19 protein-coding genes are annotated in these 24,356 nt (G+C 45.6%); 18 read left to right on the top strand and 1 reads right to left on the bottom strand.

Going from position 1 to position 24,356, the window contains the following annotated elements:
- Positions 1–297 precede the first annotated feature (297 nt).
- The 18 genes from Q0110_RS10110 to metH all read left to right on the top strand — a co-directional run bounded on the left by Q0110_RS10110 (position 298) and on the right by metH (position 22,576).
- Positions 298–1,683, top strand: coding sequence for an aldo/keto reductase (locus tag Q0110_RS10110; RefSeq protein WP_297906029.1), 1,386 nt, complete (start codon positions 298–300; stop codon positions 1,681–1,683).
- Positions 1,684–1,704: 21 nt separating this feature from the next.
- On the top strand, positions 1,705–3,225 hold the full coding sequence (locus tag Q0110_RS10115) for a 4Fe-4S binding protein (RefSeq protein ID WP_297906030.1): 1,521 nt from the start codon (positions 1,705–1,707) through the stop codon (positions 3,223–3,225).
- Between the two features lie 156 nt (positions 3,226–3,381).
- Positions 3,382–5,943 carry a DNA translocase FtsK gene (locus Q0110_RS10120; protein ID WP_297906031.1) on the top strand — a complete coding sequence of 854 codons (2,562 nt, stop codon included), beginning with the start codon at positions 3,382–3,384 and terminating at the stop codon, positions 5,941–5,943.
- Between the two features lie 2 nt (positions 5,944–5,945).
- Positions 5,946–6,620, top strand: coding sequence for a LolA-like putative outer membrane lipoprotein chaperone (locus Q0110_RS10125; protein WP_297906032.1), 675 nt, complete (start codon positions 5,946–5,948; stop codon positions 6,618–6,620).
- A gap of 43 nt (positions 6,621–6,663) precedes the next feature.
- Positions 6,664–7,617, top strand: coding sequence for a thioredoxin-disulfide reductase (gene trxB, locus Q0110_RS10130; protein WP_297906033.1), 954 nt, complete (start codon positions 6,664–6,666; stop codon positions 7,615–7,617).
- A gap of 161 nt (positions 7,618–7,778) precedes the next feature.
- Positions 7,779–8,555 carry a glycerophosphodiester phosphodiesterase family protein gene (locus tag Q0110_RS10135; protein ID WP_297906034.1) on the top strand — a complete coding sequence of 259 codons (777 nt, stop codon included), beginning with the start codon at positions 7,779–7,781 and terminating at the stop codon, positions 8,553–8,555.
- Between the two features lie 14 nt (positions 8,556–8,569).
- On the top strand, positions 8,570–10,057 hold the full coding sequence (locus Q0110_RS10140; protein WP_297906086.1) for a family 10 glycosylhydrolase: 1,488 nt from the start codon (positions 8,570–8,572) through the stop codon (positions 10,055–10,057).
- A gap of 48 nt (positions 10,058–10,105) precedes the next feature.
- Entirely contained in the window at positions 10,106–10,534 is a 429-nt protein-coding gene (locus tag Q0110_RS10145; RefSeq protein ID WP_297906035.1) for a hypothetical protein, read from the top strand.
- A gap of 117 nt (positions 10,535–10,651) precedes the next feature.
- Positions 10,652–12,889: a TonB-dependent receptor gene (locus Q0110_RS10150; protein ID WP_297906036.1), complete on the top strand. Its 2,238-nt coding sequence runs from the start codon at positions 10,652–10,654 to the stop codon at positions 12,887–12,889.
- Between the two features lie 91 nt (positions 12,890–12,980).
- Positions 12,981–13,313 carry a heavy-metal-associated domain-containing protein gene (locus Q0110_RS10155; RefSeq protein WP_297906037.1) on the top strand — a complete coding sequence of 111 codons (333 nt, stop codon included), beginning with the start codon at positions 12,981–12,983 and terminating at the stop codon, positions 13,311–13,313.
- 188 nt (positions 13,314–13,501) lie between these two features.
- Positions 13,502–14,029, top strand: coding sequence for a sigma-70 family RNA polymerase sigma factor (locus Q0110_RS10160; RefSeq protein ID WP_297906038.1), 528 nt, complete (start codon positions 13,502–13,504; stop codon positions 14,027–14,029).
- 6 nt (positions 14,030–14,035) lie between these two features.
- Positions 14,036–15,301 (top strand): porin family protein, encoded by a 1,266-nt coding sequence (locus Q0110_RS10165; RefSeq protein WP_297906039.1) that lies wholly within the window; start codon positions 14,036–14,038, stop codon positions 15,299–15,301.
- 60 nt (positions 15,302–15,361) lie between these two features.
- Complete coding sequence (locus Q0110_RS10170) at positions 15,362–16,120, top strand: hypothetical protein (protein WP_297906040.1); 759 nt, start codon at positions 15,362–15,364, stop codon at positions 16,118–16,120.
- A gap of 126 nt (positions 16,121–16,246) precedes the next feature.
- A complete protein-coding gene (locus Q0110_RS10175) occupies positions 16,247–17,008 on the top strand; it encodes a hypothetical protein (RefSeq protein WP_297906041.1) in 762 nt (253 codons plus the stop codon).
- A gap of 5 nt (positions 17,009–17,013) precedes the next feature.
- On the top strand, positions 17,014–17,766 hold the full coding sequence (locus tag Q0110_RS10180; protein ID WP_297906042.1) for a hypothetical protein: 753 nt from the start codon (positions 17,014–17,016) through the stop codon (positions 17,764–17,766).
- Positions 17,767–17,799: 33 nt separating this feature from the next.
- A complete protein-coding gene (locus Q0110_RS10185; protein ID WP_297906043.1) occupies positions 17,800–18,366 on the top strand; it encodes a YIP1 family protein in 567 nt (188 codons plus the stop codon).
- A gap of 14 nt (positions 18,367–18,380) precedes the next feature.
- Positions 18,381–18,842 carry an SsrA-binding protein SmpB gene (gene smpB / locus Q0110_RS10190; RefSeq protein WP_297906044.1) on the top strand — a complete coding sequence of 154 codons (462 nt, stop codon included), beginning with the start codon at positions 18,381–18,383 and terminating at the stop codon, positions 18,840–18,842.
- 38 nt (positions 18,843–18,880) lie between these two features.
- The gene (gene metH / locus Q0110_RS10195; protein WP_297906045.1) at positions 18,881–22,576 is read left to right on the top strand and encodes a methionine synthase; all 3,696 of its coding nucleotides are present in this window, start codon (positions 18,881–18,883) and stop codon (positions 22,574–22,576) included.
- A 235-nt stretch (positions 22,577–22,811) separates the two neighbouring features.
- Here metH and Q0110_RS10200 read toward each other — a convergent pair whose 3' ends face one another.
- Positions 22,812–24,356, bottom strand: a complete 1,545-nt coding sequence (locus Q0110_RS10200) for an arylsulfatase (RefSeq protein ID WP_297906046.1) — start codon at positions 24,354–24,356, stop codon at positions 22,812–22,814.

The following is a 24,356-nucleotide window of genomic DNA, read 5'->3' on the forward strand; positions in this document are numbered from 1 at the left end:
TCAATAAAATGACTATCGTATAATTTATAGAGACGTAACGTGCGGCGTCTCCCTTTTGTTTTAGTCGTTTCTTATTCTCAAACTTGTTAAATATATCGTGATTTTCGCAATGTTAGTTAATTTAATCGGTATGGTCATATACTCGTTTTTTCGTGATAAATCCCCTATTATTCTTTTTGGTCAGTGATTGTTCTCCTGTTATTACCTGTTTTATTATTTTTGTACAATCAATAGAAAGGATGTTAGCGTCAGGCTAATATTGGATATACTAATAGGATAAAAAAAACCGATCAAGTTATGAATTCATGTGAAAAGAGTGATAACCGTCAAGAAATGAATCGTCGTAAATTCTTGAAGGTTTTTGGGGGTGGGGCTGTGGCCTCTTCAGCGGCGCTTTATGGTTGTGCTCCCAAGAATGAGCCGGGGGCGGCTGCGGCGTTAGGCGAAGTCCCGACCGATAAGATGACCTATCGCCAACACCCCACGAATGGAGATAAGGTTTCTATTTTAGGATATGGCTGTATGCGTTGGCCCCTGAAACAAGGGTCGGATGGTAAAGACCAGATTGACCAGGAAGCCGTGAATCGCTTGGTGGATTACGCGATAGAGCATGGCGTGAATTACTTTGATACCTCTCCTGTCTATGTGCAAGGTATGTCCGAGAAAGCGACCGGTATAGCGTTGGCACGCCATCCGAGGAAATCATATTATCTGGCTACCAAATTGTCAAATTTCCAGAATTATACGAGAGAAAACTCGTTGGCGATGTACCGGCAATCTTTCCGTGATTTGCAAACTGATTATCTGGATTACTATCTGCTTCACTCTATTGGTGGAGGTAATGGCATCGAGCTTTTCAATGACCGTTATATAAATAACGGAATGCTTGATTTCTTGGTGAAAGAACGGGAAGCGGGACGTATTCGTAATCTTGGTTGGTCTTTTCACGGAGATGTAAAAGTTTTTGATCATGTGCTGGATATGGGCTTGAAGTGGGATTTTGTGCAGATACAGCTAAATTATCTGGACTGGAAGCACGCCTCTGGACGTAACGTAAACGCTGATTATCTATATGGAGAGCTAGAGAAGCGAGGAATCCCGGCGGTTATTATGGAGCCTTTATTGGGGGGGCGTTTATCGAATGTCCCAGACCATATCGTAGCTCGTTTGAAACAGCAACGGCCTGAGAATAGCGTCGCTTCATGGGCATTCCGTTTCGCGGGTTCTCCGGATGGTGTCTTGACGGTATTGAGCGGTATGACCTATATGGAGCATTTGCAAGATAATATCCGTACCTATTCCCCGCTTATCCCGGTAACGGACGAGGAGAAAGACTTTTTGGAAGAGACCGCTCAGCTTATGATGAAATACCCGACAATACCTTGCAATGATTGCAAGTATTGTATGCCTTGTCCGTATGCGTTGGATATTCCGGGTATTCTTTTACATTATAATAAATGTGTGAATGAGGGGAATGTTCCGAAAAGCACTCAAGATGAGAATTACGCGAAAGCCCGCCGTGCCTTCTTGGTCGGTTACGATAGGAGCGTACCTAAACTTCGTCAGGCGGATCATTGTACGGGATGTGAGCAATGTAATCCTCATTGTCCGCAAGGTATCGATATTCCCAAAGAGATGCGACGTATTGATAAATTTGTGGAAGAACTGAAAGTGAATGGTTAACCTTTAAACAAACGGAAAATTATGTTACGAAAGATAAGAATATTCGCCGCTGCCTTTTGCTTTGTGCTGATAACCCTGTTATTCCTTGATTTTACGGGAACGGTTCACGCTTGGTTCGGATGGTTGGCAAAGATACAGTTTTGGCCTGCGCTGTTGGCTTTGAATGTCGGCGTTGTAGTAGGGTTGGTGATCTTGACCCTTTTACTAGGGCGTGTATATTGTTCCGTGATCTGTCCTTTGGGAGTTCTGCAAGATATCGTTTCGTGGATCGCCGGTAAACGGAAGAAATACCGCTTTTCCTATTCGCCAGCGTTGAGATGGGTACGTTATGGAACTTTGGTCGTGTTTCTTCTGGCTTTTATCGCGGGTATCGGTTCCTTGGTCGCGTTAATTTCACCCTATAGCGCTTACGGGCGTATTGCCTCGAATTTGTTTGCGCCGGTTTATCTGGAGGGCAATAATTTGTTGGCCTATTTTGCGGAGCGTATGGATAGTTATGCGTTTTATTCGGTGGACGTATGGGTACGTAGCTTAGCCACGATGGGTATCGCTATCTTCAGTCTTGTTATACTTGCGGTTTTGGCTTGGAGGAATGGACGTACATATTGTAATACGATCTGTCCGGTAGGTACGATTCTCGGCTTCTTATCGAGATATTCATTGTTAAAGCCTCGTATCGATATCGATAAATGCAATGGTTGTGGGTTATGCGCACGTAAATGCAAAGCTTCTTGTATTGATTCTAAAAATCATGCGATTGATTACAGTCGTTGCGTGGCTTGTATGGATTGCTTGGATAATTGCCGCAAAGGGGCGATCTCATATACGATGGCACGTAAAGCGGATAAAGTAACCCCGGTAAAGGAATCCCCGGTAAAGGATACCACGAATGTTTCTCGCCGCAGAGCTTTGTCGGCTACCGCTTTGGTCGCTATGTCTTCCGTCTTGCATGCTCAGCAGAAAAAACTGGAGGATTATGTAGAGATGAAGAAAGACGGCGGCTTTGCCCCGATAAAAGAGCGTAAAGAACCCAATCGTTTGGCTCCGCTGGTTCCTCCCGGATCTTTAAGTATCGCGAACCTCGCACGTCATTGTACGGGATGTCAGCTCTGTGTGTCAGTCTGTGAGAATCATGTGTTACGTCCGTCTGCGGATCTGATGAAACTGATGCAACCGGAGATGGCATTTGATAAGGGATATTGTCGTCCGGAATGTGTAAAATGCTCGGAGGTTTGTCCGACTGGGGCGATCAAGCCTATTACGAAAGAAGATAAATCCGCTATTCAGATTGGTCATGCCGTGTGGGTCAAAGATCTTTGTATCGTCAATACGGATGGCATGAGTTGCGGTAACTGTGAACGACATTGCCCGACGAAGTCTATCCAGATGGTTCCGAAAGATCCGGCAGATCCAAAGTCGCTGAAAATCCCGGTTGTCAATACGGAGACCTGTATTGGTTGTGGCGCTTGCGAACACCTTTGCCCATCGCGTCCTTATAGTGCGATTTATGTAGAAGGACACGAGATGCATAGGACTATTTAATCGTATTTAAAGCTACCGGAAAAACACGTACGTGTTTCTGGAAAAATATGTACGTGTTTCTCAAAAAACACGTACGTCTTTTTTTCAAAGGTTCGTCAGACTCAATTTTTCTATGTACATTTGCGAGTTATAAAAGGGAAAATCGAGAGACAATTTATGGCAAAGAAGACAACAACAACGAAACAAAATCATACAAGACTAAGCTGGTTCGCGGCTTTGAAGACATTTTTAACGAATGAACGGACTCGTTTCATTACAGGTTTGATCATCTCTATACTAACTATTTACGTAGGGCTTTCCTTAATATCGTTTTTCTTTACGGGAGCTGCCGATCAAAGTAAGATCGAGAATGTGCCTTTAAGCGACTTGTTGATCAATCGGGGGGCCGTGGAGAATTGGACAGGGGTACGAGGCGCGTATTTGTCTGATCTGTTGATGAATCGTTGGTTCGGAATATCCTCTTTTATGCTCCTGTTTTTCTTGGGGTCGGTGGGAGCGAAACTCATGAACTTGAATAAAGTATCGCTGTTGAGGCGTTTTTTGTTCAGTGCTTCGGTGTTAATCTGGGGGTCTGTGTTTTTTGCGTTCGTATTTATTAAGGGATACGAGGACACGTTTATTTACCTAGGCGGTCAGCATGGGTATTATATATCGGAAATGCTTATTACCAATATCGGAATCCCCGGTACGATCTTGCTCCTGCTAGGTTCATTTTTGATTATCGCTATTTTTACCAGCAAAAAGACAATCCCGTTTTTGCAGCGTGTATTCTCTTTGGGTTGGGTAAAGAATCGTTTGAAGCGTGAAGGCAAGGAAGAGGAGGCTGAAATCGAAAATGAGAATGAACCCGAAAATGAAATCGAAACAAGGCAACCGAATGAGAATATAGCCGCTTCTCAGGTAAAAACTATCGTAGAACAACCGGATGAGCGGCCGAAAACAGACGATTACGAGGAATTTGGTACGGATACCGAATTGTCGAAGGCCGAAGGGAATGAAAATCGTAAGCCGGTACCGGAATATAAGGTGAAGGATGTTGTCGATGATGATTTGGTGGTTACGATCGCGAAAGGAGATGACGAGCCGATGGATGATGAAAGGCCAGGAGAGATAAATCCCCCGGACGTTGAGAACGGGGAGGATCCTGCGTTTACGGTGGAAGTGGCCGCCGGCGATGATGAGACCTATGATGCTTCGGCTTTAGGTAAGTATGATCCTCGGTTAGATCTATCCCGTTATGTATTCCCTACTTTAGACTTGCTAAAAGCCTATGATAGCGGAAATATGGAGATCAACCGGGAGGAACTGGCAGAAAACCAACGCTTGATCAAACAAGCTTTGGAAGATTTCAATATACGGATCGCTTCGATCAAAGCAACGGTAGGGCCTACGGTTACACTTTATGAGATTGTACCCGAGGCTGGTGTCCGCATTTCTAAGATCAAGAACTTGGAAGATGATATCGCGTTGAGCCTATCCGCTTTACAGATCCGTATCATTGCTCCGATGCCCGGGAAAGGAACGATCGGTATCGAGGTTCCGAATAAGAACCCGCAGACCGTATCCATGCAATCGGTCATTGCGTCGCGCCGGTTCGTTGAGGGAAAGTATGAGTTGCCCGTGGCGATGGGTAAGACGATTACGAACGAGGTGTTTATGTTCGATCTTTGTAAGACCCCGCATTTATTGGTGGCCGGTGCGACGGGACAAGGTAAGTCTGTTGGCCTGAATGCGATTATAACCTCTTTATTATATAAGAAGCATCCGTCTGAATTGAAATTCGTGATGGTAGATCCGAAAATGGTAGAGTTCAGTATCTATTCCAAGATCGAGCGTCATTATCTGGCGAAGCTTCCGAATGCCGAGAAACCGATCGTTACGGAACCGGCCGACGCTGTCGCTACATTGAACTCGTTGGTGATCGAGATGGAAGACCGATATCGTTTACTCGTGAACGCGAATGTGCGTAATATAAAGGAATACAACGCAAAGTTTATCGAACGCCGGTTGAACCCGCAGAAGGGACATCGCTTTTTACCGTATATCGTGGCGGTGGTAGATGAGTTTGCCGACTTGATCGCTGTGGCCGGACGTGAGATCGAATTGCCTATCTCTCGCATAGCGGCAAAAGCTCGTGCCGTGGGTATCCATATGATCTTGGCGACACAACGGCCGGATACGAAAGTGATTACCGGTACGATCAAAAGTAATTTCCCCAGTCGTATCGCGTTTAAAGTAGCTTCTATGATCGATTCTCGTACGATCTTGGATGCCCCGGGCGCTAACCGCTTGATCGGACGGGGTGATATGTTGGTTGTCGTGGCAGGACAAGAACCGGTTCGCGTACAATGCGCCTTCGTGGATACGCCCGAGGTGGAGGATATCGTGGATTATATCGGTGAGCAAACCGGTTTTCAAACAGCCTATTTGCTTCCGGATTATGTGCCGGAAGGAGGAGAGACCTCAGCTTCGGGAGCGGTGGATTTATCGGATCGAGATCCTTTGTTTGATGAGGCGGCTCGGTTGATCGTGATCCAACAACAAGGTTCCACCTCTTTGATTCAGCGAAAATTCGCCATCGGTTATAACCGGGCCGGACGTTTGATGGATCAATTGGAGGCGGCTGGCATTGTCGGCCCGTTTGAGGGAAGTAAAGCCCGCCAAGTATTGGTGCAAGATGAGTATTCGTTGGAGCAAGTGTTAAATGCTTTGAAATAAACATGAGAAGAGAGTATAAAATGAAAGTGTGGCGGTGTATCGCGTTTATCGGATTGGTTTCGTGTTTGATATTCGGGTTCGGAATAGGGGCTCGTGCCCAGGATGCGAATGATATCTTGGGGAAGGCGGCTGCCGCTTATGAGAATTCGAATGGAATAAGCGCCTCGTTTACAATGTTCACCCGTTCTGCCGGTCAGAATGCGGGAGAGAGCTTTGAGGGAACGATCCAGATGAAAGGAGATAAGTTTACGTTGGTTACGCCGGATGCGTTGACTTGGTTTGATGGTACGACGCAATGGACGTATGTGGAACGGAACGATGAGGTAAACGTGACGAACCCTACGGGCGAGGAACTGCAATTTACGAATCCCGCTCTTTTATTGAATAGTTATAAGAAAGGATTTACGGCTGTTTATAAAGGCGAGAGTACGGCTCCGAACGGGAAAGCCGCCTACGATGTGGAGTTGGTTCCGAGGAAAAAAGGGGATATCGTGAAAGTGGAGCTGCAAATTGAGAAATATTCCGGTTTTCCGGCTCGTATCACGGTAACTTCCAAAAATGGAGTTAGCACTACGATCCGGATCAGCCAATTGAAAACGGGTATAAACCAACCGGATAGTTTTTTTGTTTTTCAGGAAGAGGAGTATCCGGATGCGGAGGTGATAGACCTGCGGTAATTGAAAATAGAGGATTGAAAATTAAAAATTAATACTTTTTGTTATGAGCGATTCTGTGAATGAGAAAGTACGTTGCCTTATTATAGGTTCAGGCCCGGCTGGTTATACGGCGGCTATTTATGCTTCCCGTGCGAATTTATCTCCGGTGCTTTATGAGGGAATTCAGCCGGGTGGCCAATTGACTACGACCACGGAGGTGGAAAATTTCCCGGGGTATCCGGATGGTATAACCGGTCCTGAGTTGATGGAGGATTTAAAGAAACAAGCGGTTCGTTTCGGCGCTGATATCCGTTTTGGTATCGCTACTGCGGCCGATTTGGGCGAAGCTCCTTATAAGATTACGATTGACGGAGAGAAAGTAATCGAGACGGAAACCTTGATTATCGCTACAGGGGCTTCCGCGAAATACCTAGGGCTTCCGGATGAACAGAAATATGCGGGTATGGGCGTGTCCGCCTGCGCTACTTGCGATGGTTTCTTCTACCGTAAAAAGACGGTAGCGGTGGTAGGCGGTGGAGATACGGCTTGCGAGGAAGCCATTTATTTGGCTGGTTTGGCGAAGCAAGTTTATTTGATCGTACGCAAACCGTATTTACGGGCCTCAAAGGTAATGCAAGATCGTGTTTTCAAGACTCCGAATATCACGGTTCTTTTTGAGCATAATACGTTGGGCTTGTTTGGCGAGAATGGCGTGGAAGGCGCTCATCTGGTAAAACGTATGGGAGAGCCGGACGAGGAAAAAGTGGATATCGCTATCGATGGCTTTTTCCTGGCGATCGGCCATAAGCCGAATTCGGATATCTTTAAGCCGTGGCTGGAGACTGACGAGATCGGTTATATCAAGACGGTCCCGGGAACTCCTCGAACGAAAGTTCCCGGAGTGTTTGCCGCCGGAGATGTCGCCGATCCTCATTATCGCCAGGCTATTACCGCAGCGGGTAGTGGTTGTAAGGCTGCTATCGAGGCCGAACGTTATTTATCGGAGATCGGAAAATAATCCTCCTGAAATAATCCTCAGTTGTAGAGACGTAGCGTGCTACGTCTCCCACTGTCTGATAGTATCTCTAGGTTACTATTTTGAGGGGATGAGACGTAGCACGCTACGTCTCTACAACTAATTGAAATCTTGTTTTTTATTTGGATTAACATTTATATACCATGAATTTAAAATCTACTCTTCTTTTGCTGCTTTGCCTGATGATGGCTGGAATGGTAACGGCGAAGGATAACACGAAAGTGATCGCCCACCGCGGCTATTGGAAAACAGAAGGCTCTGCGCAAAACTCTATCCGCTCTTTGGAACGGGCCAGCGAGGTTGGTGCTTATGGCTCGGAATTCGACGTGCATCTTACGGCAGACAATGTTTTGGTCGTATTCCACGATAATGATATCCAAGGTAAGCATATCCAATCTTGTACTTACGAAGAGTTGAAAGATTTACAACTGAGTAATGGCGAGAAGCTTCCTACCTTGAAACAGTATTTGAAACGTGCGAAAAAATTAAAGAATATCCGGTTGATATTTGAGTTGAAATCTCACGATACCCCGGAGCGTAACCGGGAAGCGGCGAGATTGTCTGTAAAGATGATAAAACGTATGAATTTGGCAAAACGTACGGATTATATATCTTTTAATATGGACGCCTGTAAAGAGCTTATCCGCTTGTGCCCGAGATCAGAGGTCTCTTATCTGAATGGTGAATTATCTCCGAAGGAATTGAAAGAGCTTGGTTTTGCAGGTTTGGATTACCATTATAATGTATTGCGATCTCATCCGGATTGGGTGAAGGAGTGTAGGGCCTTGGGCATGACCTCGAATGTCTGGACCGTGGATGATCCTGAGTTGATGGAGGAGATGATAGATCTAGGTGTTGATTTTATCACGACTGATTTACCGGAGGAAGCTCAAAAGATACTACATTCGCGGGCTCAATAAGGTGCATATAAATGATGAGAAAGTATTGTCTGTTGTTTGTCCTGTCATTTTTTTTACCCGCTTTTTGCCTATTACATGGGATAGAACCTCCCAAAAAGGAAATCCGTGCGGTTTGGTTGACTACGGTTTACGGCTTGGACTGGCCTCATAGACCGGCTACTACCGAAGCCGGGCGAAAAGCTCAGCAACAGGCTTTACTTGATATCTTAGACCGCCTTCAAGAGGCGAATTTTAATATGGTCTTCATTCAAGCTCGTTTGAGAGGAGACGTGATTTATCGTTCGGCAATCGAACCTGCCAGTAAAACATTTTCCGGCAAATATGGGGAGCTACCGGGATATGACCCGCTCGCTTTTGTGGTTGACGAATGTCATAAACGAGGAATGGAGTGCCATGCGTGGTTCGTGACTTTTCCGCTTGGAACGGAGAAAAGCGTGAGGGAGCAGGGAAAGCTTTCCGTAGTAAAAAAGAGGCCGAAGCTTTGCAAACGACATAACGGGGAGTGGTTTTTAGATCCGGGTGTACCGGAGACCGCTGATTATATCTTATCTTTGGTCAAGGAGATCGTGAATGGCTATGATATAGATGGTATCCATTTTGATTATATTCGTTATCCGGAGGAAGCGAAAACGTTCCCGGATAAGGCGCTGTATAATAAATCCGGCAAAAAGATGTCTTTGGCGGATTGGCGCAGGGAGAATATCAACCGGATGGTTTACCGTATTTACGATTGGGTGAAACAAACGAAACCTTGGGTACAGGTGAGCAGTTCTCCGTTAGGGAAATATAATCGTATTGAACAAGTGCCTAATGCGGGATGGACCGCTTATGAGAGTGTCTTCCAAGATCCGAAGAAGTGGATGAGGCAAGGCAAGCAAGATATGATTGTACCGATGATGTATTACTTGCATAAGAATTTCTTTCCTTTCGTGGATAATTGGGTGGAAAATAGTAATGGGCGCCTGGTTGTACCCGGCCTGGGGGCTTACCGTATGGACAAGAGCGAGGCAGACTGGACCGTGAACGATATAACAGACCAGATCGATTATAGCCGGTATTACGGAGGCGCCGGTTGCGCGTTTTTCCGTTGCGGAAATGTCTTGTATAACGATAAGGGCCTATATAAAGAATTGAGAGATAATTACTATAAATATCCGGCTCAATTGCCTCCGTTGACTTGGTTGAACGATTCGGTTCCCGCCGCTCCGGAAGGTATCAAAGTAGAACGTCGGGATGATGAGTTGCGTTTAACGTGGGAGAAACCGGCGTTGGAAAAGCAGGATTTAACTTATACGGTTTATTATTCATTGACGGACTCTATCGATACGACCTCGGCTAAATCTATATTAGCTACCAATATTTATGGCAATGAGCTTTTCCTCCCGATCAATGTAGAGGATGAGTGCGGATATACATTTTCCGTGACGGCTTCCACCCGCTACCGGATAGAGAGCGAGCCTTCGCCGGATACCTATTATTACCAGTCTAAGTTTGTTAAGTAAAGCGAGGGTGTTTTTGAATTCAAGTTTTTTTGTTTATTTTTGCGGCATATGAGACGACTCGCTACATCTCTGGTTCTTGTAGTCCTTGCATCCTTGATCTTTTATGGGGGAGCGGGGGTCAATTTTGTGTCCTATTGTTGCGGCATTTGCGAGGAAGAGGGGGTGGAAGCTTTGTTGGAAGCTAAATGCTGTGAGATACATAGACCGGATCAGGGGCGTGAGGGCCTTGCGGGGAATGGGACGGATTGCTATAGTATGAACTGCTGTGGTATCGAACGTATAGACTTTGACTGGAATGCCGTGAATATACAGGTTCCGGATTTGCAACCTGTCGTACACGATTTGTTCTTTTCCTCTGTTTTCGAGAGCTCACAGATCGTTTCTTTATTTACTAATTCCTATGATATCAGGGTAGTAGGGCCACCTGTTACCTGTCCTCGTGTTTATCTTTCTTTATTGACTACACTTTTGATTTAATTGTTATCCATAAGGGTAGAGAAGTTGTTCACTGAATACCCATCATCGGTTTCGGGGTAGAGAATCTCTATTCCGGCAAAGGCATATATTTAATGATTCGATCAAATAATAACGATAATGCTAAGACAATTATATCTGATATTTTTACTCGCTTGTATGACTTTCGCTTTGGCTTGGGCCGAAAATTCCGGCGGGAAAGTGAAAGGACGTGTATATGATGAAAACAAGCAACCTGTCATCGGGGCGAATGTGTATTGGGAAGGGACTCAATTCGGGACTACTACCGATGCGGATGGAAATTTTGAGTTGGAACGAAAAGGCGATGCCAAGAATTTGGTAGTTAGCTATATCGGTTATGTAACGGAGGTTACTCCTGTGGATGAGGAGAGCGAGATGGTACAAGTTGTTTTAAAAGGCGAGATCGCTCTGGATGAGGTAGTGGTCAGCGAGCGTAAGATGGGAACCATCGCTTCCCGTACGAGCGTGTTGCAGACCCAGAAAATCACGTATGATGAGATTTGTCGTGCGGCCTGCTGTAATTTAGCGGAGAGCTTTGAGACAAATCCATCGGTTGACGTATCATACTCGGATGCGGCGACAGGTGCCCGGCAAATCAAGTTGTTGGGGCTGGCGGGAACTTATGTGCAAATGTTGACCGAGAATTACCCGAATTTCCGGGGTGCCGCTTCCCTATACGGTTTGGATTATGTTCCGGGAGCTTGGATGGAAAGTATCCAAGTATCTAAAGGAACCTCTTCGGTTAAAAATGGTTATGAGGCATTGGCCGGACAGATCAACGTGGAGTTTAAGAAGCCCCCTACGGCAGATATTTTCTCTGCCAACGTATTTGCGAGCGATGCCGGGCGTTATGAAGGGAATGCGGACGCATCCTGGCATATCAATGATAAGCTGTCTACCGGTTTGCTGGTACATTATTCGAATGATAAAATGCAACATGATGGCAATGATGATGGTTTTCTCGATACGCCTTTAAAAGAGCAAGTGAACATAATGAACCGTTGGTATCATAAGTTAGACAAGTATGTGGCTCAGTATGGTATCCGGTATTTACATGAGGGGCGTACCGGAGGACAGGATACGCGACACCATGATTTCACCGATCCTTATCGGGTTCATTTAAACACCAACCGGGCTGAGTTATTTACGAAGCAAGCCTATATTATCGACAAGGAAAAAGTGGAGAGTGTGGCTTTGATACTTTCCGGTTCTTATCATGAGCAAAAATCAAGATACGACCGTACGCCCTACAACGTGTATCAGGAAAATATATATGCCAGCTTGCTGTACGAGAAGGAATTTACGCCGATGCATAGCCTGAGCGCCGGATTGAGTATGAATTATGATGGTTTCGACGAGAATCTGGTTCAATATGTGGAAGGTGCGCCGGTTCGCCATGCTTACGACCGTACGGAAATCGTACCGGGAGCTTATGCCCAATATACGTTCAACCTGAATGATAAATTGATCTTTCTGGCTGGTGTACGTGCCGATTATAGTACCTTGTATGATTTCTTCGTGACTCCTCGCGTACATATTAAATATAATCCATTCGAGTGGTTCCATATCCGGGCCTCGGCGGGTAAGGGGTTTCGGACAGCGAATGTGCTGGCAGAGAATAATTTTTTGTTAGCCAGTAGCCGGAAAATGTATATCGCCGATGATCTGGATCAAGAAGAGGCATGGAATACCGGTTTGAATCTGTCTTTTTATATACCTTTGTTCGGGAAAGAACTGAGCTTGAACGGTGAATGGTATTATACCGATTTCTTGAAACAGGTCGTGGTGGATATGGATAGCGATCCTCATGCGGTTCGTTTCTACAATCTGGAGGGCCGTTCCTATTCGAATAGCTTCCAGGTGGAAGCCTCCTATCCTTTTTTCCGTGGATTTACGCTGACGGCAGCTTATCGCTATACGTCCGCGAAGACTGATTACCGGAATGAGCTGGGAGTGACACGCCGGTTAAAAAAGCCGTTGGTTAGTGATTATAAAGGCTTATTGACCGCCTCTTATCAAACCCCGTTGAAAAAGTGGCAGTTCGATTTGACAGGGCAATTTAACGGAGGAGGCCGCATGCCGACACCGGATGCGTCTAATCCGTTATGGGGACCGGATTTTGAGGCTTATACGGTAGTCAACGCGCAGATTACGAAATATTTCCGTAGGTGGTCTATCTACGTAGGGGCCGAGAACTTGTTTGATTACAAACAGCCTAACCCGATTATCGATGCGGCCAATCCCAGAGGGGATAATTTTGATGGCTCTATGGTGTGGGGACCGGTACACGGACGGAAGATTTATGCGGGAATCCGCTTTAATATAAGCAGGGATTAATGTATATAAATACGTATATGCCGCCGTGATTTTGAAGGTATGTATGAATGGATAATTAGAAGTTGTTATATTTAAAAAAAAACGATTGATTATGAGACAATTGATTATGTTATTGCTTTGTACCGTGTTTACGGTATCGATCGCGTCTGCCCAGGATGCGAAAAAGAAGAAGGAATCGGTGACATTCTTTATCGAGGCGATGGATTGTGACCATTGCATCAAGAAGATCGAGAAAAATATCGCCTTCGAGAAAGGGGTTACCGACTTGAAATGTGATCTCACCACTCGCACGGCCGTAGTGACCTACAAGACCGCTAAGACCTCCAAGACCCGTCTGGCCGCGGCCTTTAAGAAAATAGGTATGGAAGCGGTTCCGGTAGACGATGGTGCAGGATGCCCGGTACCTCCGGCGAAAAAAAAGTGAGCATACTCACGCTCATTAACATGGAAATTCATAAGAACATCTTATCTTTGCGGATGTTCCGTGGGGGCGGGCCTGTGTGTCCGCCTTGTTTGTGAAATAAATTTTCTGCGGAATGCAGCATTTGTTTAATTATTTACATCCTAATATTGTACAGTTTCCGGAAAGGGAGACGTTCAAGGCACGACTGAATGAATGAGCTACAACTGATAGAGGGTTGTCGGAAGGGGGAGAGAAGGGCTCAGAAAGAGCTTTATGATGTATATTCCCGGAAAATGATGGGAGTTTGTCTTCGTTATGTTAACGACAGGGAAACGGCTCGCGATTTGTTGCAGGATGGCTTCGTGAAAATTTTTACCAGTATGGATTCCTATACGGGAAGTGGCTCATTCGAGGGGTGGATGCGGAAGATCTTTGTTAATTGTGCGTTGGAATATCTGCGAAAGTCGGATGTGTTGCGCGAGGCGACAGATCTGGATAATACGGCGGAACTGGTTCAGCCCGATAGTTCGGCTATCTCGGACATGTCGGCGGCAGAGCTGATGAAACTAGTGAAGGAGTTGCCGGTTGGTTTCCGTACCGTATTCAATATGTTCGCGATAGAGGGATATTCTCATAAGGAGATCAGTGAGATGTTGAATATAACAGAGAGTACTTCCCGTTCCCAGTATACCCGTGCCAAGCAGTTATTACAACGTAGAATTAACGCATTGTATTAAGATAAGATGAGTGAAAAGGAAAGAGATATATGGGATGACGCTATCCGGTCGAGACTAGAGGATTTCGAGGTGGATACGCTGCCCGGCGACTGGGAGGCTATAGCCGATCGATTGCCCGGAAAGGCTCCGGTTCCTTTGCGTCGCACGCTTCGCTACTGGGTTGCCGCCGCCGTGATCTCCTTATTGGTCGTATCCGGTGGAATCTATTTATACGATAGGGAGGTGGAGGATCTGCCGGTGGCGCAAGAGATGCGATCTTTGCGAGAGCCGATGCCTGCGGACATCCCGGTTGTCCCGGCAGAGAAAACGATGGAGCAAGCGCCGGTATTGGCGACAGCCCCTGCCGTTGCAAGCGTAAGGCCAAGTGCCGTATCCGGTGCGGTTAAGCGGGAAGGTCGGGCTAGAATGGCTCTATTCCTGGGTAATAGGGAGAATGAAGAGAATCGATCTGTTTCCGATGCAAAGGTAATGTCTGCCAATATGCCTGAGGATGAGAAGGCGGTCGTAAGGCAAGATATAGAGAAGAAGGAGGATGAGGTCGTTGTTTTAAAGAACGAGGTGCTTGTCGCGGATGTTACCCCGGTTGTCCCAAAGAAGTCTGAGAAGGCTTCCCGGAAATGGGGATTCGGCATGGGAGGTGGAGGCCTCTCCATGGGAGCGGATAACCTGGTTCCTCAGTATGTGACGAACAGTAGCGTGCTTAAAAGCGAGAACCTGATGAGCTTAAATTCGTTCGACACGGAAAAGAAAGATCCCGCTAAGACGGATATCCATCATAAGACACCGATCGGGGTAGGGATCTCGGTCAGCCGTTACTTGAATAATCGCTTTTCTTTACAGACTGGATTGACTTATTCTTATTTGAGATCGGAATGGAGTACGAATAACACGTATCATATAGAGAATGACCAGCGATTGCATTTTATAGGGATTCCGTTGTCTTTGACATATAAGATCGCGGAATGGAACCGTTTTATGGTATATGCCTCAGCCGGAGGTATGACGGAGGTAAATGTCGCGGGTAAACGCAGGATGAAATTATTCTCGGATGAGGTAGAGATCGCTAAGCAAAGCGAGCATACCCGGATGAAAGAATGGTTGTGGTCTGTAAATGCCCGTGCCGGTGTGAGTTATCCGGTTATCCGCTTCGTGAGCGCTTTCGCGGAGGCCGGGATTTGCTATTATTTTGATAATGGCAGTGAGATAGAAACCATCCATTCGGAGAAGCCGTTGAACGTGAGCCTTCAATTCGGATTCCGTTTTGGTTTTTAATGACTCTATGAATTGTGACAATGTAAATACAAATACTTAAAAAAATAGAAAATTTGAATTATGAAAGCATTTAAATTGGTGGGAGCGGCTACTGCTGCTGCATTGTTGTTGTTAACCTCTTGTTTGGGTGAAGGGAATAATAGTTTCTCGAATTCCGGCTTTGGAGTAGGAGGTGTCTCAGAGAAATCATACAAAACTATTTTGAATACAGCTTATGGTGCTTTATATTCTCCGAATGTCTCTATCATGCCGGATGTTTGCTATTTGGCATCTTTTGAGGTAGACTTAAGTTCCGAAGAGAATGTCAACGCCGCGGCGAACGGTTATTATATGGCTACGATCTCAGGCTTGCAGGAAATAACAAAAGGAACCACGGATTTTTATAGCACGTCGGATACAACCGCTTTGCTGAATAATGAGGTGGTTGTAAAGAATATGATCTTCGGTTCTTATATAGAGAAATACATATTTTTAGGAATGGCGTACAATGCGCATAAGAATCAGGTGAACCGATATACCTTATATTGGAATCAAACGGCGACAGACTCGGTTCAGGTAGAAGATGGAGTTTCTACTTATAGCCTGTTCTTACGTGCGGTGAGAACAAATGAAGGAACGGGCGAGACTTTAAGTTCTACTTCTGAGTATCAGGCGTTTAAAGTTGGTGATGTGTTAGAGTCTATCATGAAGAAAGAGGGTATGAAAGAAGCGGATAGCTTTAACCTGAAAATTCATTATTTGAGTAATATTAATGAGAAAGACAGTACGGATCTTACATGGAGTTCCATAAATGTTCCTTTCGCTACCATTAAAGAGTAGTAAATGTTTAGACAAATCGGGTAACGATAAGAATTCTCAAAAGTTTTCTACGGAAACTTTTGAGAGTTTTTTTATGTATATGGGTAAAGATCGTATCTTTGCGTACTTTAAGAGGAGTATTGTGAAATGAAATACAAGAGTTTAATAGGGTTTGTCTGGGGAGTGGTTATTGTAAGTATGTTTACTTCTTGCCTGAAAGACATAAACAATATCTATAATCCGGGAACGACCGCCGCTGTAGTCCGCCAGCATGGGGATAGTGCGTTGATGATGGCCAATACCCGTTTCGGTTGGATTTATGCGACAGGGTTGAGTTCGTATTCGGAGGGTAAATGCCTATTGGTGAGCTTTGATTACGATCCGAGCCTGCCGGAGAATGCGGATGCTGAACAGAAAGGATATTATACGGTGACCTTGCAAGGAGGAACGGCTGTCGACCAGCAAAATGCCAAGAGCCCTCTTACGGATACGCATAAGTTATTGACAAATGAGCAACCGGTACTTGCGGTCAATCCGTATGACTCTGTTTTATATATCAAATTAGAAGATCATTTGTTTTTACCGTCGGCCTGCCGGACGACAGAAGGGCGTACCCTGAGCTGGCAACTGACTTATGACCCGGCCCAGCAGCCTGTTGTTGAGGATCAGAAATCAGTTTATTCCTTATATTTACGAGCTGCCGCTACAACCGGGAAACCGGAGGATAAGGCAGAAGAGATTATCGGGGTTATTAACGCCTTTAATTTGTCGAATTTTATCAAGGATATGCGGGAACAAGGAGGAAGCGACGCAGACATGTATATACAGATCCATTATATCGATCAGATCAATCCGGAAGATAGTACCCAGTTCACATGGGGAGTAACAGATCCTTTACTTATAAACTAGAGAAGATGAGAGCGCGAATTTTATATGGCTTATTTTTATCCCTGTTTTTAGGCATGATGACCTCTTGTATGGGGGATGGAAGTAATTCTATCAATTATCATCGGGTAGGAGTTATACGTGAGAACCCTATGCGATGCATCTATACGGCAGATGAGGATGGAAATATTTTTATCGTCTCTTCCGCTGAGTTTGAGAACCGGACGGATTTGAAAGACGGGGATTGCTGCCTGGTTGATTTTAAGACGAATTTTAGCGAGGAACTGGGTAATGGCGTTTACAACGCTGAGATTTATAAGTACGATTCGGTCGCCGTATGGCCTTTGCATGAGACATTGACCGATACCACGGTTATCTTGGACAAAGAACGCCTGGTTACGCTTGATTTTAAGAAAAGCATCTACCTGGAGGGACGTTTCTTTTTGCAAACCCAGCATACGAATCACCAAGTCGATCAAAAAGACATATTCAACTTATCGTATGATCCTGACCAGGAAGTGGAAAAAGACGATGACGGGCAACGTATCTATAATCTATATCTCCGGGTAACCCAGGAAGGTGGGACCGGTGATTCCGCTAAATGGGTCAACACGACCGCTTTTACGATTGATAAGTTTTTGGACCAAGCTAAAGCGAAAGAAAGTAGCGAGGGACAAGACGCGATAAATTTTAAAATAAATTATGCCGAGCGTTATAACGCAGATACAACCGCATGCGTTTGGGGGGCAACCGATGTGTTTACGTTGCGTTTTACGAATTAAATATATACTTTTGCTATTTAAAAGAGAACAGAGATGTATAAGGAGATATTTAGATGGGTAATCGCTATCATCTCACAACCGGCGAAGGCGTGGGTTTTGTTAGTGAAAAAGGAAGAGAAGCATGAGGAGTTCTTATCTCGATTCGTGTATCCATTGATCGGCTTCGTTACCGTAGCGGCGTTTCTGGGCGTATTGTTTACGCGAAAGGAGTTTGATTTGGAGCTGGCGTTGAAGTCGTCTATCCGGACATTTGTGTCTTCGTTCGGAGGTTTTTATCTCGGGGCTTACCTGATGAACGAGATATGGCAAGGTCTATTTAAACGGGAGAAGGATTTGAAATTGTGGTTGCGTTTCGTTGGATATTCCTCGTCGTTGATGTTCGCTTTGAATATCATATTGATGTTGCTACCCGAGTTTTTCTTCTTGCGGATATTTATTCTTTATACGTTCTATATTGTCTGGGAAGGTGCTGGCCCGTATATGGGAGTCGAGGAGAAGATCCGTCTGAAATTTGTTGGATTTACAACCGCCATTATATTACTGACTCCGGCTGTTATCGAGATCTTGTTGTCGATGCTGATGCCCGGTTTGAGTTTTTGACAGAATAACACAAAATGAAAGAGAAGATTAGTTATAACATACAGATAAAGAATAAACGGGCGACGTTCGATTACGAGTTGCTCGATACTTTTACGGCTGGGATCGTACTGACCGGGACAGAGATCAAATCGATCCGTTTAGGGAAGGCGAGCTTGGTAGATACGTTTTGTATCGTGGAAAAAGGGGAACTGTGGGTGAAGAATATGTATATCGCCGAGTATTTTTACGGTACGTACAATAATCACAACGCACGGCGAGACCGGAAATTACTTCTTACCAAAAAGGAATTACGAAAGATCGATGGCGCCGTTCGTGCCAGTGGCTTTACGATCGTTCCCACTCGTTTGTTTATCAACGAGAAAGGTTTGGCGAAGGTCGTAGTAGCGATCGCACGAGGTAAAAAAGAATACGATAAGCGAGACTCTATCCGCGAACGAGATGACAGGCGGGAGATGGATCGTGCTTTCAAACGATAATTTTTCCTCCTGCGCATAAGTAAAGGTAAAACAGATTTATGAATAAGGAACGATTTCTGCGACTCTTGAATGAGCGCATTTTGATCTTGGATGGTGGTATGGGTACCATGATCCAAAGTTTCAAACTAAACGAACAAGATTACCGAGGCGAACGTTTCGCCGATTTTCCGGGACAACTGAAAGGTAACAATGATTTATTGTGCATCACCCGTCCGGACGTAATCCAGTCTATTCATCGTCAGTATTTGGATGCGGGAGCGGATATCTTCGCTACGAATACATTTAACGCGAACGCTATATCCATGGCAGATTACGCGATGGAGGCTTATGTGCGTGAGATAAATCTTGCCGCCGGGCGATTATCGAGGGAGGTTGCGGATACCTATATGGCAGAGCATCCGGACCGTACGATTTTCGTGGCCGGCTCGATCGGCCCTACCAATAAGACGGCTTCCATGAGCCCGGATGTGAGCGATCCCGCTTATCGTGCCGTAACCTACCGAGATCTGTACACGGCTTATAAGGAGCAAGTTGAAGGACTGGTTGACGGCGGGGTAGATATCCTCCTTTTCGAGACCACATTCGATACCTTGAACGTAAAAGCAGGCTTGGAGGCGGCTGAGGTCGTGCTGGAAGAGAAAGGAAAAGATCTTCCGGTTATGTTGTCTTTGACTCTGTCCGCGCAAGGCGGGCGAACATTCTCCGGACAGACTTTATTGGCGTTCTTGGCCTCCATACAGCATACGCATATTGTTACGGTGGGCTTGAACTGTTCTTTCGGGGCGGCAGACATGAAACCCTATTTGCAAGAGTTGGCGAAATATGCCCCTTATTATATCAGCGCTTATCCGAACGCCGGATTGCCGAATAGCTTTGGAACCTACGACGAGACTCCGGATAAAATGGCCCAACATGTGAAACCTTTCGTAGAGGAAGGCTTGGTGAATATTATCGGAGGCTGTTGCGGAACGACTCCGGCGCATATCTCTAGATATCCGGAGTTGGTGAAAGGTGCTAAACCTCATGTCCCGGCCCCAAAGCCGGATTGTTTGTGGTTGTCGGGCTTGGAATTGCTGGAGGTGAAACCCGAGAATAATTTCGTGAACGTAGGTGAGCGTTGTAATGTGGCCGGTTCGCGAAAGTTCTTGCGCCTGATAAAAGAAGGAAATTATGAGGAAGCGTTGACCATCGCCCGTAAGCAAGTGGAAGATGGTGCCCAAGTGATCGACATCAATATGGACGATGGCATGTTGGATGCCGTGAAAGAAATGAAAACTTTCTTGAACCTGATCGCCTCCGAGCCGGATATCGCCCGTGTGCCTGTCATGATCGACTCCTCCAAATGGGAAGTGATTGAGGAAGGTTTGATGTGCGTGCAAGGTAAGGGTATCGTGAATTCTATCTCTTTGAAAGAGGGTGAGGAGGTATTCCTGAAACATGCCGCTCGTATCAAACGATTGGGGGCCGCCACGGTTGTAATGGCTTTCGACGAGAAAGGACAAGCAGATACCTATGAGCGAAAGATCGAGATCTGTGGGCGGGCCTATCGCCTGTTGACCGAGAAAATAGATTTTAATCCGCAAGATATTATTTTTGATCCGAATGTGTTGGCGATCGCTACCGGTATGGAAGAACATAATGGCTATGGTTTAGCTTTTATCCGTACCGTTGAGTGGATCAAGAAGAACCTGCCGGGCGCAAGGGTGAGCGGTGGGGTAAGTAATTTATCTTTCTCTTTCCGGGGAAACAATTATGTACGTGAGGCCATGCATTCCGTATTCTTGTATCATGCGATCGGGAAAGGAATGGATATGGGGATTGTAAATCCATCTACCTCGGTACTTTATGAGGATATAGAACCGGGGTTTCGCACGTTGTTGGAAGACGTGGTCTTGGCACGTCGTCCGGAAGCTGCCGAGGAATTAATTGCTTATGCCCAAAATTTGCATGTACAAGCTTCCGGAGAGACTCCGGAAAAACATGAGGCTTGGCGTGAGCTTTCATTGAAGGAGCGTTTGGAGCATGCTTTGATCAAGGGGCTTGGAGATTATTTAGAAGATGATTTACAAGAAGCGCTACGGATCTACCCGCATGCCGTGGATATAATTGACGGCCCGTTGATGAGCGGAATGAATAAGGTAGGCGAATTGTTCGGTGCCGGAAAGATGTTTCTCCCTCAAGTAGTGAAGACCGCACGCACGATGAAAAAGGCCGTGGCTATTTTACAACCCGCTATTGAGGCGGAAAAGAAAGCTTCCGGTTCGGCGAAGGCTGGTAAGGTTATTTTCGCTACGGTAAAGGGTGATGTACATGATATTGGCAAGAATATTGTTTCCATCGTATTATCTTGTAATAACTATGAGGTAATTGATTTAGGGGTAATGGTTCCGGCAGAGGTGATCGTAAAGAAAGCGATCGAAGAGAAACCAGACTTGGTCTGTCTGTCCGGCTTGATAACTCCTTCCTTGGAAGAAATGGCGCATGTGGCGGACGAGATGCAGAAGGCGGGGCTTACGATTCCGATCATGGTGGGTGGCGCTACAACCTCTAAATTGCATACGGCGGTGAAGATCGCCCCGCATTACGATTATCCGGTGATCCATGTGTTGGATGCCTCCCAGAACCCGTTAATCGCTGCCAAACTGTTGAATCCGGATACCCGCGACGCTTATATCATGGAGCTGGAACAAGAACAAGAGGCTTTACGCGCTTCTTTAGGACAGAGTAAAGGTGTACTGGTTTCTCTTTCGGAGGCCCGTAAGCATCCTGTCGAGATAGATTGGAACGGATATGTACCGGTTATCCCTACCCGGGAAGGTATACACGTCATTCCTTATATCCCATTGGAAGAAGTGATTCCTTATATCCATTGGACTTTCTTTTTTAGCGCATGGAAATTGAATGGTCGTTTCTCGGATATTTCTAAGATACATGGTTGCGATTCTTGTCGTGCGTCTTGGTTGGCAAGTTTTCCGGAGAAAGATCGTGCGAAGGCTGCGGAGGCGATGCGGTTGTACAAGGATGCTACCAAGCTTTTAGACCGGTTGGTCGATATGAAAGCTGAATATTGTAAAGCTATTTATGGATTTTTCCCTGCGAATAGCGAGGGAGATAATATCCGGATGGGAAATATTATTTTGCCATTATTGCGACAACAGGCGAAAAAGGAGGAAAATATCTATAAATGCCTGTCGGATTATATAATGCCGGCTTCTGAGGGACGGACCGACTATGTGGGTGCTTTTGTCGTTACAGCAGGGGCAGGCGCAGAAGAGTTGAAGGATGAATTCGAGCGAGAAGGTGACACTTATAGCTCGATGTTACTGCAAACTTTGACCGATCGTTTAGCGGAAGCGACAGCCGAGTATCTTCACGAGAATGTGCGGAAAGAATATTGGGGATATGCTAAAGATGAATCTTTGTCTATCCCGGAACTTTATAAAGTGAAATACCAAGGAATCCGTCCGGCCATCGGTTATCCTTCCTTGCCGGATCAATTGTTGAATTTCACGTTGGATGAATTGCTTGATATGTCCAAGATTGGCGTTCGGCTAACCGAGAATGGAGCCATGTATCCTACGGCTTCCGTAAGTGGAATCTACATCGCCCATCCCTTTTCTCAATACTTCATGGTTGGTTCTATCGACGAGGAACAGATGAGAGATTATGCGACTCGCCGGAACCTAACCGAGGAACAAGTCCGAAAATTGTTAAGTAGGAACATTAATGGATAATTTATAAGACCGTAATTCAAACTGTGTCAATTTCTAGTTTCTTTGTTGAAGTATGTTTTTTGTTCTTGAAGATATAAATATCTGAATATTAATTAAAAACAATATTTTATTAACCCCAAAAACAAGTCATGACACAGTTTAAATTACGTTCCCTAATTTGGTGCGGATGTGCCAAGATCGCCAATCATTTTTTCGTGTCATTGCGGGTCTGTTCGCAACCACATATGATCGTCGTTCACTCTTCCATCCAACCCAGTTGCTCCCAAACTTCCGGTCCGTCATTTTTCTGCGGTATCCCAGGAGTGCTTCGACCGTCCTTGATGTATTTTATCATCAACGCCCTCAGCTCTTTTACGATCTCCGGATGTTCGGCGCACACATTATTGGTTTCTGACGGATCCTCCTTCATATTATATAACTGAACCTTTGGCAGTGTTTTGATCACTTCGTCATCCCTCCCTGGCCTCGGGAAGCTCCAACCGCCAGAACTGGGAGATAACAACAATTTCCATTCTCCTTTGCGGATCGTGAAATCACCATCTATCGAATGATGAACGGTCGCCTCGCGGATCGTACCGCTTTCCTTTTCATTCAATAATAAAGGCCGGATGTCGTAACTGTCTTCCCCTTCTGTATCTTTCAACCTGTAATCGGCGATGGCAGCGAATGTGGCGAAAAAGTCCGTTAGGCAAATAGTCTGGTTCACTACGTGAGGCTTGATTCTTGCTGGCCATCTTACCACGCAAGGGACACGATGACCTCCATCAAAAAGATCTGCCTTATGCCCGCGATAGATATAGCTGGGGGAATGCCCTTTCTCTTGGAGCAAATTGAAATTCGCTTCCGGGCTGCAACCATTGTCTGTGCTAAATACGATTATCGTATTCTCGTCCGCTCCTGTATCTTTCAACGCCTTCATTACCCTGCCAACCATATCATCCACCATCAGTACGAAATCTCCGTATGGATTTAGGCCCGACTTACCCTGATATTCCTTAACCGGCAGAATCGGAGTATGGGGAGCCGGAAGCGGAAGATATAAATAAAAAGGTTTGTTGTTTCCCGACTTTTCCCAAATATACTCTACCGCCTTATCCACCAAATGGGGAAGCGTTCTCTCATGTTCGAAATCCGCGCCAGTCGGACCTTTACGCCACCAACCATATCCCCCCTTATTCTCCGTGATGCGATCAGGCAAAGCGGTTACCTTATCATTTTCCACATACACGTAAGGAGCCATGTCCAAAGAAGCGGCAATCCCATAATAATAATCAAAACCTCGAGAAGTCGGTCCGTTTGCGATCGGTTTACTGAAATCCACGCTATCCTTACCGGCCTCGATATTATTCCAGTCCCACCCCAAATGCCATTTGCCGATGGCGGCGGTTTCGTATCCACAATCTCTCAACACGTGAGCTATCGTCCGACGATCTTCCCTGATAAGAGCTTTGCTATATCCGTTTAACACGCCGAACTTCTCGGTGGAACGCCAGTTATACCGCCCGGTCAACACGCTATACCGTGATGGAGTACTGACAGAAGAACTGGAGTGAGCATCCGTAAAAATAACACCCTCATGGGCGATCCTGTCGATGTTCGGGGTTTGTAATTTCGAGTTTTCATTCAACGCCGATACATCCCCGTATCCCATATCATCCGCGAAGATGAAAACGATATTCGGCTTCATCGCATCCAATGGTCGCTGTTGGGCACAACCACTAAAGACAAGTAGTCCCCCCAAGGAAAGAGACAATCCCTGTTTTTTGTTTAAATGATCCAT

This window comes from uncultured Parabacteroides sp., assembly GCF_947855115.1.
In the GTDB taxonomy this organism is placed as follows: domain Bacteria; phylum Bacteroidota; class Bacteroidia; order Bacteroidales; family Tannerellaceae; genus Parabacteroides.